Genomic DNA, 14176 nt, shown 5'->3' on the forward strand with positions numbered 1-14176 from the left:
ATTCGAGACGGTTGATCGGCCCGATGCGTCCGCATCGTGGGCCGATGGGATGAGATCCACAGGGACCCTGGCGATCGGCCCGGCCATCGCGGGCCGCCGGAGGCGCACGGCCCGCGATGGCCGGGCCGCAATCCTGAACGGGCGAGTTAACAGTGCGGTCAGGTCGATGCGCCATAACATCGACCCGTGGCGCCGAACCGGGGGCGGTCGATGGCAAAGGCGTGGCGTGGGTCATGGGGCCAGGGCGAGCTGTATGAGACGCTCTGCCTGCTGGTCATTGGGGCAGGTTGCTACCTGATCGGCAGTGTGCTGGGCCTGTTCGAAATCGCGATCGCCTTCTTCCTGCGTTACGGCCTGCTGGATCTCGTCTTGCTGACGAGTTGCATGGGCGTCGCGCTGTTGGGAGCCATCATCCGCAAGTCGCTGACCCTGCGCCGTGCCATGCTGGAGCGCGATGCCGCCGCCCGGCAAGCCGAGGCGATCGCGCGCCACGATGCGCTGACGGGCCTGACCAATCGACGCTACTTCGTCGAGGCGCTGGAGACCCTGCGCGGACGGATGACCGAGGGCCGGCGCGGCGCCGTGCTTCTCATCGACCTCGACCGCTTCAAGCCCGTCAACGACCTGTACGGCCACGCCGCCGGCAACGCGGTCCTCTGCACCGTGGCCGAGCGCCTCGAGGCCCTGCTTCCCGCCGGCGGCGTCGCCGCGCGCCTGGGTGGCGACGAATTCGCCCTGCTGGTCCCCTTCACCGGCAGCAGCGAGAACATCAAGCGGCTGGCGCAACAGATGATCGCGAGCCTGACGGCGCCGATCGCCTGGAATGACGGCGAGGTGAAGATCGGAGCGACGGTCGGCATCGCGCTCGTGACGGGCGACGACGATGCGGATGCGCTCCTGCATGCCGCCGATCTCGCGATGTACCAGGGGAAACGGGAAGGGCGCGGGACGTTCCGGGTGTTCGAGGACTCGATGGATACCGAGTTGCGGGAGAGGGCCGCGCTCGAGGCGGAATTGCGCGAGGCCGTCGAAAGCGGCGAGATCGAGCCGTTCTATCAGCCGGTCGTGTCGTTGCCGGGTCGCGACTGCGTCGGCTTCGAGGTTCTGGCCCGCTGGCGCCATCCGACCCGGGGCCTGCTCGGGCCGAACCACTTCATCGCGATCGCCGAAGAAACCGGCATGATCGCCGATCTGAGCTACCGGCTCCTGCGGCAGGCGTGCCGGGATGCGGTCTCCTGGCCCCCCCATCTCCAGCTCGCCGTGAACATCGCGCCGCAGCAGTTCCAGGACCGCGGCCTGGCCCAGCGCATCCTGGGGATCCTGGCCGAGACCGGATTCTCGCCGCAGCGCCTGGAGGTCGAGATCACGGAGAGCGCCCTCGTCCAGGATCTGGAGGCGGCCCGGGCAACCCTGACCTCGCTTCAGAATCTCGGCGTGCGGATCGCCCTCGACGATTTCGGCACCGGCTATTCGAGCCTCTACCACCTGCGCGAGCTGAAGTTCGACAAGCTCAAGATCGACCGCTCCTATGTCGATACCATCACGCTGAGCGAGGAGCGGGCCAAGCTCGTCGATGCGATCATCAGCCTGGGCCGGAGCCTCGGTCTGGTGACGACGGCCGAGGGGATCGAGACGGATGCCAGCGTCGATTGGCTCTCCGGCCAAGGCTGCGATTTCGGCCAGGGCTACCTGTTCGGCAAGCCGATGCCGAAAGAGGAGGTCGACAGCATGCTCAAGGCCGGGGCGATCCTTCAGCAAGACGCGCCCGGCATCCCGGCCAAGGCGCGCGCACCGTCGATCCCCGAGAATGCGATCGTGCGATACGGCCGGGCCAAAGCCGCCTGATCCATGCCGGGCGGGCGGTCCAGCCGAGGGGATCCGGGACCGTCGGCTCACGCCTCCGGCGTGACCGGAGCGATGGCGGCGAACACGCAATCCTCCGGCCCGCCATCCTCGTGGACGAGCATCGCGAAGGTGCCGGGGGCCGACAGCGTGGTCATGTGGGCGTGCCAGGCCCCGCTGCGATAGACGATGCCCGTACCGGCCGGCACCCGGAAGGCGCGCAGGGCGGTTTCGTCCGGAGCCCCGCCGACATCGGGCGCCACCACCACCAGGTACTCCCCGACGGCGAGCGGCAGGAAGGCTTGCGCCGAGTGCGGGTGCCGTTCGAGCCGGCGCAGGGGCAGGGACGCGGCGAAGGGCTCGCTGCGGACGAGGGCGAGGTTGAGGGCCACGCCCGGGCGTCCGTTCTCGATCTCGGCCGCCCGGTCCTGCCGCGGGCCGGCGGCCGGGCCGACCAGCAGGGTGCCGAACGGCGCGAAAGCCTCGGCGGTGATCGGCTCGATCGGAAGGGTGTGCATCGCGTCGGCTCCCCATCAGCCGCCGATCCGGGTCGCCCCCCTCAGCGGCGATCCTCCCGTATCAGGTCCGCCCCCTTCTCGGCGATCATCATCACGGCGGCCTGGGTATTGGCCGAGACCTCAGTCGGCATCACGGCGGCGTCGATCACCCGCAGACCGTCCAGGCCGTGCACCCGCAGGCGCTCGTCCACCACCGCCTCCGGGCCCCGGCCCATGCTGCACGTGCCGACCGGGTGGTAGATGGTCTGGCCGTTGCGGCGGGCGAAATCGAGCCACTCGTCGTCCGATTGGACCGCCGCCCCTGGATTCAATTCGTGGGCGCGGAAGGGATCCATCGCCGCTTGCGCGATCACCCGGCGGGCGATCCGCATGCCCGCGATCAGCGCCTCCTGGTCGCCGCGCACGCTCAGGAAATTGGGGCGGATCGCCGGGGGGCGGAACGGATCGCCCGAGACCGCATGGATGGTGCCGCGGGACTCGGGCCGTAGCTGCGTCACGCCGATCGTCATGCCGGGCTCGCGGTCGAGGGTGCGGTCGGCGGCGTTGGCGTAGCTCGCATGCATGAAGAAGTACTGCACGTCGGGGCCGGCGAGGTCCGGCCGCGTCCGCACGAAGCCGTGGGCAAGGCCGGTGCCGAGGGTCAGGATGCCGCGGCGCGTGAGGAAGTATTGCCCGACCGCGAGGCCGAGGCGCCAGCCGCGGGTCGCCTCGTTGAGGGTCACCGGCTGCGTCACGCGCCAGTTCATCCGCGTCGCGTAATGGTCGCGATAGTTCTCGCCCACCCCTGGCAGGGCGTGGCGGACCGGGATTCCGGCGCGGGCCAACACCTCAGGCCGGCCGATGCCGGACAGTTCGAGGAGGTGGGGCGACTGCACGGCGCCGGCCGCCAGGATCACCTCGGCGCGCGCGCTCGCCCGCTCCTCGCGCCCGTCGCGCCGATAGGTGACGCCGGTCACGCGGGGGCCGTCGAGGTCGAGGCGCAGGACGTGGGCGTTGGTCCGCACCGTCAGGTTCGGGCGCCGTCGGGCCGGTTGCAGATAGGCGTCCCGGGCGCTCCAGCGCCGGCCGTTGCGCTGGTTGGCCTGGTAATAGCCGAACCCCTCCTGCGAGGCGCCGTTATAGTCCGGGTTCTCGGGGTAGCCGGCCTCGGTCCCGGCGCGGATGAAGGCATCGGCCAGGGGGTTCCGCACCCCGACCCGGGTGACGTGGAGGGGCCCGTCCCGGCCGCGCAGGGCGGGGTCGCCGCCCTCGAAACGCTCGAGCTTGCGGAAATAGGGCAGGACGTCGTCCCAGCCCCAGCCGCGGTTGCCGCTCTGCGCCCAGGTGTCGAAATCCTGCGGCTGGCCCCGCACGAAGATCATGCCGTTGATGAGCGTCGAGCCGCCGAGCCCCTTGCCGCGGGGCACCACGATGGTGCGATCGTGGGTGGTGGGCTCCGGCTCGGTGACGAAGCGCCAGTTGAAGGCGGAGCCGGTGAGGAGCTTCGGGAACCCGGCCGGGATGCCGACCCAGAACCCGGTCCCCTCCCCGCCCGCTTCGAGCAGCAGCACCCGGGTGCGGGCATCCTCGCTCAGGCGATTGGCGAGCACGCAGCCCGCCGTGCCTCCGCCGACGATGACGACGTCGAACGCGTCCATGATCCTCCCCCGGTCCTTGTTCCTGTCGGTATAGGCCGGTTTCGTCTTGGCGAGACCCGAGCGGGACGCCGCCTCGCCTCCCCTTGCGGGCATGGCCTGCACGGTTTTGCGTCGCGCCGGGCGGACGCCGATGCCGCCTCCGAGGTCGGTGTCACACGGCTTCCGATGGATCGCTTCGCGATGCGGAAACCAGCGTCGCTCAATCGCCGCGCGGGCTTGCGATACGCCATCCGGCCGTGATCGTCCGGATGGCGCGTCCGTTGCACACCGGCCTTGCCGTCCCTCGCGGATGAAAACTTATGGCATCGTGGGCGTGCCATCGGCGGCGAGATCGGTTTGTCTTTGGTGTGCCAGACCCCGTGTATCAGTTGGATCCGGTCTCCTCTTCAGTCCCCTCGCTTGCGTCACGGGCCGGTCCTCGGGCCAGCCCCGGAGCGCGTCATTGAGATTTGATCTCACGCGCGCCTGCGCCGACACCCGCGCCAGGGCGCTCGTGAGGCCGATCGAGCGCCTCGGATGTGTGTGCGAAATCAAGCTTATGGAGACAGTTTCGATTTACGCGGCCGGGTCCGGCAGGGCGGGAAGCCAGGCGGCCCCCTCCCCCACCAGGAAATCCCAGAAAGCCTGGCCGGCGGGGCTCAGCACCTTGTCGGCCCGCCGCACCGAGAACCAGTCGCGGCGGATCGGCAGGCCCTCGACGTCGAGGAGCACCAGGCGGCCATCCGCCACCTCGGAAGCGACGGTGTGGCCCGAGATCAGCGCGACCCCTAAGCCCGCCATCACGGTCTGCTTGATGGTCTCGTTCGAGCCGCTGTCGATGCCGATGCGGGCGCGCCGGATCAGCAGGCCGGTCATGAACTCCTCGAACACCGTGCGGGTGCCCGAGCCGTATTCCCGCACCAGGAACGGCTCCTCGGCCAGTTCCGTCCGGGTCAGCCCGCGCCGTCCGGCGAAGCGGTGGTCGGGCGCGGCGATCACCACCAGGGGATGGGGGCCGAAACTCTCGGCGGCGATGGGGAAGTCCCGCGGCGGGCGGCCCATCAGGGCAAGGTCGACCCGGTAGTCGCGCAACGCCTCGACGGTGGCGCCCCGGTTGCCGACCACGAGGTCGATCTCGACCCCCGGATGGGCCCGCGCGAAGCCGCCGACGATCCGGGGGGCGAAGTATTTCGCGGTCGAGACCACCCCCAGGGACACCCGCCCGCCCTGGCCGCCGCGCAGGGTCCGCAGCCGCTCGGTGCAGGTCTCCAGCACGGTGCCGATGCTGTCGATGGCCCAGAGCAGCTCGCGGCCGGCATCGGTGGGCTTCAGGCCCGCATGGGTGCGGTCGAACAGCAGCAGGCCGATCTCGTCCTCGAGCCCCTTGATCCGCGCCGTCAGGGCGGCCGGGGTCACGTTCAGCTCCTGGGCCGCTCGCGTCATGGTGCCGAGCCGCGCGATCGCCGCGACGGCGTGGAGCTGCTTGAGGGAGAGATTGCGAATCCGGTCCTGCGCCATCCGGTCCTCGGCCGCCGGCCGTAAGCGTGAGACAGAGTCCGATCCGACATCGCCGGAAGCCCCGGCGCATCCCGTACTTCGGGACAGGATGACGGAACCCGCCCCGACAGCCTAAACTGCCTCCGAGACCACGGGCAGGTCCGGGCAGGACATCCAAGCAGGACAGTCTTGGGGCATTCTCGGGGATCGCACATGCTTCTGAGCGCCCGCATCGATGCACACCCGCCCCGGCGTCAGCCGGCCGCCGGGTCGGTTCTGGCCGCCCTGGCGGAGGCCGCCGCGGCGACCGCCGGGGTGATCGCGGCCATTCCGGGAGATCCGACGGCGGCGGCCCGGCGGATCTTCACCGAGGCCCTGCGGGGGGCCGAGATCGCGGCGATCGCCTGGCGGGACGATGACCGGCCGGATTGTCGCGTCGCCGGGGCCGATCTCGTTCTCGCCCTCAGTCCGATGGAAGGGGCCGAGGACCTCGACGCCGGCCTGCCCGCCGGCACGCTGTTCTCCCTGCGGCCCGCCGGGGCGGACCCGGAAGCCGCCTTCCTGGCCCCCGGCCGGACGCAGGTGGCGGCGGGGTTCGTCGTGTACGGACCGCGCACCCTCCTGACCCTGACCGACGGCACGACGACCACGACGCGGATCTTCGACCCGCAGAGCGGCAGCTTCCGGCCGCCCTCGCTCCTGCGCCTGCCGCGAGCGCCCTCCGGCGGCGGTGCCTTGCGCGGCGCGAACGACGCGCGAGCCGACCTGGGCCGATGCGCCGCCGCGCCGCCCGGCTCCCCCGCGGCCTCCCCCTCCCTCGCGGCCGGTGCGCAGCGGGTGCTGACCCGCGGCGGCCTGCATCTTTGCCCGACGGATCCGCGCCCGGATGCCGGGATCCGGCTCGTCCACGAGGCGGCGCCGGTCGCGTTGGCGATCGAGGCCGCCGGCGGGGCCGCGACGGACAAGCGCGGGCGCGCGATCCTCGATCTGGCCGCCGGCGACCTCGACCGGCGCACCTCCCTCGCCATCGGACCGGCCCGGGAGGTGGCGGACCTCGTCCGCCGCCTCGAGGCGGCCCGCGACGCCGGCGGCTCGCCGCTCTTCGCGCCCCGCGGCCTGCTGCGGGGCTGACCCGCGGTGTCGGCGCTTCACCCTATCGTATCGGTCACCGGGTCGTCGGGATCCGGCACCACCTCGGTGCGCAACACCTTCGAGCAGATTTTTCGCCGCGAGGGCGTCGAGGCGGTCTTCATCGAGGGCGACGCCTTCCACGCCTTCGACCGGGCGGCGATGCGTGCGGCGGAGGCGCGGGAGCCGACCCTGAGCCATTTCGGCGAGCGGGCGAACCTGCTCGCCGAACTCGAGGCGGTGCTGCGCGAATACGCCGCCTCGGGCCGTGGCCGCACCCGGCACTACGTGCACGATGCCGAGGATGCCGCGCGCTTCCAGGCCGAGCCCGGCACCTTCACCCCCTGGGAGCCGTTTTCCGAGGGCTCCGACCTCCTGTTCTACGAGGGCCTGCACGGGGCGCTCACCAATGAGCGGGTCGACATCGCCGGTCAGGCCGACCTCAAGATCGGCGTCGTGCCGGTGATCAACCTGGAATGGATCCAGAAGCTCCACCGCGACAAGGCCACCCGCGGCTACTCGATCGAGGCGGTGACCGACGTCATCCTGCGGCGGATGCCCGACTACGTGACCACCATCTGCCCGCAATTCACCAACACGGACATCAACTTCCAGCGCATCCCGACGGTCGACACCTCGAACCCGTTCGTCGCCCGCTGGATCCCGACCGCCGACGAATCGATGGTGGTGATCCGCTTCCGCGACCCGAAGGGCATCGATTTCCCCTACCTGATCTCGATGATCGCCGGCAGCTTCATGTCGCGGGCGAACTCGGTGGTGATCCCCGGCGGCAAGCTCGACCTCGCGATGCAGCTGATCCTGACCCCGATGATCCTGCGGCTGGTCGAGCGCCGGCGCCGCCTGCTGTAGCGGCGCGTGACGCCGGCTCGGCTTGTGCTCGGGGCAGGATGGCGTAAGAGTTCGGCCATCCGACGTGCCTCGAGGGGAAGGCGCGGTGGGGCCACTACCCCGTGTTGCGAGAGTCCCGGTACATGGCGAGTGACGGGTCGAACCGTGAGGCGCACGAGGCCGGGAACGGCCGGGCGGAACTTCCGTATCGGCTGCGGCAGCAGTCGCTGATGGGCGCCTTCGCCCGGATGGCCTTGCAGACCCGGGACCTCGACGCATTGCTGCGGCGCGCAAGCGAACTCTGCGCCGAGGCGCTGGGCGCCGCGTGCTGCAAGGTGCTGGAATATCGCGCCAGCGACCACGCCTTCGTGATCCGGGCCTGCACCGGCCTCGGGGATGACCGTGTCGGAACCGACTTCACGGCCGCCGACGAGACCACGCCCGCCGCCTATGCCTTCCGCACCGGGGCCGGCGTGCTCGCCAACGGGATCCAGGCCGGAGCCAACCAGGACGGCCCGCTCTTCCATCTGCCGGAGGCTTTGCACCGGCAAGAGATCCCGCACAGGCAAGAGATCCCGCACCGGCAAGACGCCCTCGCGCCCGCCGGCCCCTGGCATGCGGTCAACGTGCCGATCGCGCTCGGCGACGAGAGCCGGCGCGCCTATGGCGTGCTCGAGGCGTGGGGGACCGGGGGCCACGGCTTCGACCGGGCGGACCAGGAATGCCTCGCGGGCTTCGCCGGCCTGATCGGGATCGCGGTCGAGCGCCACCAGGGCGATGCGCGCCTGCGCGACGCCCTCGACCACCAGGTGCAGCTCACCCGGGAGATGAGCCACCGGGTCAAGAACAGCCTCGGGGTGGTGGCGGGCCTGCTGCGGCTCCAGGCCCGCGACGCCCAATCGGACGAGGTACGCCATGCCCTCGAGGATGCCGGCGCCCGCATCGCGACCGTGGCGGAGGTGCACGACCATCTCTGGCGCGGCATCCACCAGCTCGGCATGGTCGACCTGGCGGAGTTCCTGCGCGAGCTGGTGGCGAAGCTCCAGGAGGAGGCTCCGGGCCATCGGCTCGCCTGCGCGGCCGACACCAAGGTGATCAGCGCCGACCAGGCGATCCCGATCGGCCTCGTGGTCAACGAGTTGGTGACCAACGCGGTCAAGCACGCCTATCCGCATGGCACCGGCCCGGTGCGGGTGACCCTCGCGGTCAAGACGGACGGCCTGTGCCTCACCGTCCGCGACGACGGCATCGGCCTGCCGCCGGGCTTCGACGTGTCGATGCGCCAGCGCTCGCTCGGCTTGAAGATCATCGCCAGCCTGATCCGCCAGCTCGACGGCCGCCTGAGCACCGCCCCGGACGGCCCCGGGGCGCGGTTCGTGCTAGATATCCCGCTGGCCTGACGGCCCCGCTCCGCCGCTCTCGCGCGGGCGGGTGGCCGGCTTTGCGACACCCTTCAGCGATCCAATGCTTGGGCCGGCAACGGGGTGGCTTGCCAATCCCGGTCCGCCGTGCACCGTCCTGCCGGTCTCGACTGATACCAACGGTCGAAAGAAAACGACCGTTGGTTCCATTCTCCAATTTTCGCTAAGCCTTTGGCTTAGTATCGAAAATTCGAGATGGTTCATCGGCCCGATGCGTCAGCATCCTGGGCCGATGGTATGAGTGAGCGCTTGCGGCCGTGCCGCACGAGGAATGACGCGATGACGGTGTCGAGCGACGACGAGTTGGAGAGCCTGCGGCGGATCGGCCGCATCGTCGCCGATGCCCTGGAGGCGATGGGCCGGGCGATCGAGCCCGGCATCACCACCCGCGAACTCGACCGGATCGGGCGCGACCACCTGGAGCGCGCAGGCGCCCGTTCGGCGCCCGAGACGGTCTACGGCTTTCCTGGCGCGACCTGCATCAGCGTCAACGAGGAGATCGCCCACGGCATCCCGGGCGAGCGCCGCATCGCGGCGGGCGACCTCGTCAACATCGACGTCTCGGCCGAGAAGGACGGCTGGTTCTCCGATACCGGCGCATCCTTCGCGGTCCCGCCGGTGACCCGCGCAGTCGAGCGGCTGTGCCGGGACGGGCGCCGGGCGATGTGGACCGGCCTGCGTCAGGTCGGGGCCGGCAAGCCGCTCGCCGGCATCGGGCAGGCGGTCGGCGCTTTCGCGAGGAAGAACGGCTACACCCTGGTGCGCAACCTCGCGAGCCACGGCGTCGGCGCCTCGCTGCACGAGGAGCCGACCGAGATCGCGACCTGGCCCGACGCCGCCGAGCGCCGGATCATGACCGAGGGGCTGGTCTTCACCGTCGAGCCGTTCCTGTCGCTGGGCGCCGATTTCGCCGAGAACCGGGACGACGACCCCTGGACCCTCTACAGCCGGCCGCAGGCGCTGACGGTCCAGTACGAGCACACGGTGGTGGCGACCCGCAACGGGCCGCTCGTCCTCACCATGCCGAGCCAGTAGGCCGCCGGCCTCACCGCAGCCAGTAGCGCTCGGGCGCCAGCGGCGGCGGCACAGGGGCGCCCAGGGCATCCTGCACCACGCCGTCGACGGTGCGCAGGAGCGCGTCGAGGGGCAGGTCGTTGGCCGCCGAGCCGAACGGCTCCTCCAGCTCGTCGCCGAGCGCGTCGAGGCCGAAGAACGTGTAGGCGACGAGCGCCGTCGCCACCGGAGTGCCCCAGCCGAGCGTTTCGGCGAGCCCGAAGGGCAGGAGCAGGCAGTAGAGCCAGGCGGTGCGATAGAGGAGCAGCGTATAGGCGAAGGGCAGAGGCGTGCCCTTGATCCGCTCGCAGGCCGCCTGCACGCCCGACAGCCCGGCGAGCTTCTGCTCGATCAGCCCGAACGACACGTCGCTCAAGGTCCCCTGCCGGAGCGCCGCACCGAGATCGGCGGCGAGGTACGCCAGGGCCGCGTCGGCCGGGCTCGCGCAGGACGGCAGCCGCCCGCGCTCGGCTTGCGGCAGGAACGGGGCGGCGGCCAAAGCCGCGTCGCGCCCGCGCAGATGGGCATGCAGGGCATGGGTGAACCCGGCCAGCCGCCGAAGGCAGCGCCGGCGCCGTGCCCCGGTCTCGGTCTCGGCTTCATCCGGGGGCAGGAGCGCCCCGAGGAGGCGGGCGAGGCCCCGTGCCTCGACGATCAGGGCGCCCCAGACCTTCCGGGCCTCCCACCAGCGGTCGTAGCAGGCGTTGTTGCGGAAGCTCAGGAAGATGGAGAGCGCCAGGCCGATCAGCGTGAACGGACCGATCCCGGCATGGAGCGGGATCGCATGGGCCCAGCTCGGCTCCGTCGCCACCACCAGGCAGGCGAGCGCCGTGATGGCGATCACCTGCGGGGCGATCTGCGGCAGGATCGACCCGCGCAGCGCGAACAGGATCGCGAGGGCGCCGGGGCGGGGACGGACGATCATCGGGGGCACAAGGCTCGGTCAGGGACGGCGCGGTCATCCGCCGCCCGGCGGCCAGGGTCAAGCCGATGACGGGCGGGCGAAAGGCGATTTCATACCAACGGCCCAAGATGCTGACGCATCGGGCCGTTGACCCATCTCGAATTTTCGATGTCAAGCCAGAGGCTTGGCGAAAATTCGAGAACAGAACCAAAGGTCGTTTTCAACGACCGTTGGTATCACGCCGTGCCGCAGTTCCGAGCTTTGCACGCACGCCCACCCGCGACCGCAGGACGAGATCGCGGGTGGGGACCGATGCCGAACGCGCGAACCGTCGCTCAACTGCCCGACTTGGCGGTCGCCGTCACGTCGATCTCCACCCCGACCTGGAGGGCGACCATCGAGTCGTTGGCCCAGGGGCCCTGGCCGACGCCGTAATCGGTCCGCACGAGATCGAGACGGCCGACCGCATGGGCCGTCCCGCCCGAGACGGTGAGCGTGAACGGCAGGGTCACGTCCTTGCGCAGGCCGCGGATCGTCAGCGTGCCGACCGCATCATAGGCGTCGCCCCCCTTGGCGACGAAGCGGGTCGCCTCGAACCAGGCCTGCTTGGTCTTGCCCGCATCGAACCAATCGGCCTGCGGCAGGGCCTCGTCGCGCTGCTTGTCGCCGGTCTCGGCGCTGGTGAGATCGATCAGCACCACGGCCTTGCCGGCCTCCGGCTTCTGCGGATCGAAGCTGATCTGCGCATCGTAGCGGGTGAAGCGGCCCTTGAACGGCGCGCCGACCTGGACGCCCGAGAAGCCGATGCGGCTCTTTCCCGGATCGACGGTCCAGTCGGCGGCCTGCGCGGCGAGAGGCGCGGCGGCAAGAGACGCGGTGGAGAGGCCGAGGGCGAGGGCGAGGCGAAAGAGGGTCATCGCGAGGAAACCTCGGGTTTCGTGCCGGGGCGCGGCACCAGGGGGAGCATCCGCCACAGGGTGTCGTCGCGCAGCACGAGGTGGTGGCGCAGGGCCGCACCGACATGCAGCAGGAGAAGGGCGATCAGGAGCCACGCGCCATAGCTGTGGACCAGCTTCAGCGCGCCCTCGACGACCGCCTTGTTGGGCAATCCGGGCAGGACCGGCAGATGCGGCCACGGGATCACCCCGTAGAGCACCGTCGGAATGTTGTAGGGCGAGGCCGAGACCATCGCCCAGCCGACGAGCGGCAGGGCGAGAAGCAGGCCGTAGAGCGCGAGATGCGCGGCCTCCGCCGCCCGCCGCTCGGCCTTCGGCATCGCCTCGGGCAACGGCGGCGGGCGGTGGAACAGGCGCCAGACGACGCGCAGGACCATCAGCACCAGCACCGTGAGGCCGATGGACTTGTGCCACTGGTAGAACGCGAAGCGGTCCATCGGCGGCAGGGAGCCCCGCGTCATCGCGAGGCCGAGACCCAACAGGGCCAGGATGCCGAGGGCGATCAGCCAGTGCAGCACGATCGCCACGAGCGTGTAGCGACGGGGCGTCGCGACCGTGGACATGGCTCGGAACCTCAGGACCGCGAGGATCAGTCCTTGCGCTCGAAGGCGCCGTTGAGGACGAGCTGAACCTCGTCGCTGATCGCCGGCACGAAGGTCTTCACGCCGAAATCCGAGCGCTTGATCGTGCCCTTGGCCTCGAAGCCGACCGTGGCCTTCTTGTTCATCGGGTTGGCGCCGGCACCGACCAGCGTCACCTCGAGGGTCACGGGCTTGGTCACGCCGTGCAGGGTCAGGTCGCCGGTGACCTTGGCCTTGTCCTTGCCTTCGGGGGTCACCTTGGTGGAGGTGAAGGTCATCTCGGGGAACTGGGCGGCGTCGAGCCACTTGTCGCTCTTCAGCGAGTCGACGAGGTGCTGGCTCGGCGCGTAGAGCGACTTGACCGGCACGCTGACCTTCAGGCGGCTCTCGGCGGGCTTGGCCGGCTGCAAGTCCAGGGTGCCGGACACGTCCGAGAAGATGCCCGTATACGGCGAGAAGCCGAAATGGTTGACCGTGAACAGCGCCTGGGTGTGGTTCGGGTCGACCACGTAGGTGCCCGCCGGGATCTGGGCAGGGTCGCGGGTCGCCTGGGCGCTGGCCGGGGCGGCGAGGGCGAGACCGGCGGCGAGGCCGAGGGCGAGGACGGACAGCTTCACGAGAACACTCCGTAACGTCGGGGCCGGGGGCCCTCCGGGGGGCGGGCTCGGCCTGGCACCAGGCTCGCTGCACCGCACCCGTCTTGCGGCGATCGAATTAAGCCGGTTCCGTCACCGGCGTAAGACCGCTAAACCGGGACACATGGTTGCTGGTTCGGAAACCTTCCGGGGTTCTCTCTCCGATGTGAGGGCATTCTGTGCCGTGGTCGATCACGGTACCGTGACCCAGGCGGCGGAAGTCCTGGGGGAGACCAAGGGCAGCATCAGCCGCCGCATCTCGCGGCTGGAGCAGGAACTCGGCGTGACCCTGCTGGCCCGCACGCCGCGGGCGGTGTCTCCGACCGTGGAGGGGCTGGCCTTCCACGCCAAGGCGCAGGAGAGCCTCGCCCTCCTCGACGAGGCGCGGGAGACGGCGCGGGACGCCCGCACCCTGCCCCGCGGCCACCTGCGGGTCACCACCTCGATCGATTTCGGCATCGAGGTGATGCCCGAGCTGGTCGCCGGCTTCCGGGCGCTCCATCCGCAGATCTCGATCGACCTCCTCATCACCGACACGCGGCTCGACCTGGCGGCCAACCGCATCGACCTGGCGCTGCGCCTCGGCAGCGGCGAGAGCCAGGATGGCGGCTACCGCGCGCCGGTGCTGGCGAACCTGATGATCGGCCTCTACGCCGGACCGTCCTACCTCGCCGCCCGCGGCGCCCCCGACAGCCTCGACGACCTCGCGCGCCACGATCTGATCCTGTCGCGCGAGCGCCTCGGCGCGGCCCCGGTGCGGCTCTCGGACGGGCAGGGCCGCGAGGGCCACATCACCACCCGCCCGGCGATCCGCGCCACCGACTACGCGACGGTGCTGCGCCTGACCCGGACCGGCGCCGGCATCGGCCATATCCCGAGCCTGGTGGCGGCCCGGGCGCTCAAGGACGGCGCGCTCGTGCCGGTGCTGCCGGACTGGGCGAGCCGCGGCGGCGTCCTGCGCGCGGTGAGCCTCGCCGGGCGGGAGCTGCCGGCCCGGGTGCGGCTGTTTCGCGACCATGTCCGCCTCGGCCTCGCGGCGATGCGCGAGGAAACCGGGCCGGACTGAGCCTCGCGCCAAGCGCCCCTCGCGCCAAATGCCCCTCTCGCCAAGTGCTCCTCTCGCCAAGTGCTCCTCTCGCCAAGTGCTCCTCTCGCCAAGTGCTCCTCTCGCCCAGG

Annotated in this window: 13 protein-coding genes; 6 read left to right on the forward strand and 7 right to left on the reverse strand. The window is 70.8% G+C overall.

Translation table 11 applies throughout. The features are described 5' to 3' along the window. Positions 1-210: 210 nt before the first annotated feature. Complete coding sequence (locus VP06_RS01710) at positions 211-1845, forward strand: putative bifunctional diguanylate cyclase/phosphodiesterase (protein WP_048462102.1); 1635 nt, start codon at positions 211-213, stop codon at positions 1843-1845. Positions 1846-1892: 47 nt separating this feature from the next. Here VP06_RS01710 and VP06_RS01715 read toward each other — a convergent pair whose 3' ends face one another. The 3 genes from VP06_RS01715 to VP06_RS01725 form a co-directional block, all read right to left on the reverse strand. Then, the gene (locus VP06_RS01715; protein WP_048462103.1) at positions 1893-2360 is read right to left on the reverse strand and encodes an ureidoglycolate lyase; all 468 of its coding nucleotides are present in this window, start codon (positions 2358-2360) and stop codon (positions 1893-1895) included. 41 nt (positions 2361-2401) lie between these two features. Continuing rightward, a complete protein-coding gene (locus VP06_RS01720; protein WP_048462104.1) occupies positions 2402-3997 on the reverse strand; it encodes a GMC family oxidoreductase in 1596 nt (531 codons plus the stop codon). A 555-nt stretch (positions 3998-4552) separates the two neighbouring features. Continuing rightward, the gene (locus VP06_RS01725; RefSeq protein WP_048462116.1) at positions 4553-5479 is read right to left on the reverse strand and encodes a LysR family transcriptional regulator; all 927 of its coding nucleotides are present in this window, start codon (positions 5477-5479) and stop codon (positions 4553-4555) included. Positions 5480-5686: 207 nt separating this feature from the next. Between VP06_RS01725 and VP06_RS33580 the strand changes: the two genes are divergently transcribed. From VP06_RS33580 to map, 4 genes are all read left to right on the forward strand, one after another. Next, a complete protein-coding gene (locus tag VP06_RS33580) occupies positions 5687-6604 on the forward strand; it encodes a hypothetical protein (protein WP_053081489.1) in 918 nt (305 codons plus the stop codon). 6 nt (positions 6605-6610) lie between these two features. Further along, complete coding sequence (locus VP06_RS01735) at positions 6611-7471, forward strand: phosphoribulokinase (RefSeq protein WP_048462105.1); 861 nt, start codon at positions 6611-6613, stop codon at positions 7469-7471. 122 nt (positions 7472-7593) lie between these two features. Next, positions 7594-8850 (forward strand): sensor histidine kinase, encoded by a 1257-nt coding sequence (locus tag VP06_RS01740; RefSeq protein ID WP_048462106.1) that lies wholly within the window; start codon positions 7594-7596, stop codon positions 8848-8850. A gap of 300 nt (positions 8851-9150) precedes the next feature. Further along, positions 9151-9906: a type I methionyl aminopeptidase gene (gene map / locus VP06_RS01745; RefSeq protein WP_048462107.1), complete on the forward strand. Its 756-nt coding sequence runs from the start codon at positions 9151-9153 to the stop codon at positions 9904-9906. Between the two features lie 10 nt (positions 9907-9916). Here the strand turns inward: map and VP06_RS01750 are convergent, their stop codons facing one another. From VP06_RS01750 to VP06_RS01765, 4 genes are all read right to left on the reverse strand, one after another. Continuing rightward, entirely contained in the window at positions 9917-10849 is a 933-nt protein-coding gene (locus VP06_RS01750; RefSeq protein ID WP_048462108.1) for a bestrophin family protein, read from the reverse strand. A 314-nt stretch (positions 10850-11163) separates the two neighbouring features. Then, entirely contained in the window at positions 11164-11745 is a 582-nt protein-coding gene (locus VP06_RS01755) for a YceI family protein (RefSeq protein WP_048462109.1), read from the reverse strand. Then, positions 11742-12347, reverse strand: coding sequence for a cytochrome b (locus tag VP06_RS01760; protein ID WP_048462110.1), 606 nt, complete (start codon positions 12345-12347; stop codon positions 11742-11744). The genes VP06_RS01755 and VP06_RS01760 overlap by 4 nt, the downstream gene beginning before the upstream one ends. 26 nt (positions 12348-12373) lie before the next feature. After that, a complete protein-coding gene (locus VP06_RS01765; protein ID WP_048462111.1) occupies positions 12374-12982 on the reverse strand; it encodes a YceI family protein in 609 nt (202 codons plus the stop codon). Positions 12983-13124: 142 nt separating this feature from the next. Here VP06_RS01765 and VP06_RS01770 point away from each other — a divergent pair, with 142 nt between their 5' ends. Continuing rightward, complete coding sequence (locus tag VP06_RS01770; RefSeq protein ID WP_048462112.1) at positions 13125-14066, forward strand: LysR family transcriptional regulator; 942 nt, start codon at positions 13125-13127, stop codon at positions 14064-14066. The last annotated feature ends 110 nt before the right edge of the window (positions 14067-14176 follow it).

It is taken from the genome of Methylobacterium aquaticum, assembly GCF_001043915.1.
GTDB classification, from domain to species: domain Bacteria; phylum Pseudomonadota; class Alphaproteobacteria; order Rhizobiales; family Beijerinckiaceae; genus Methylobacterium; species Methylobacterium aquaticum.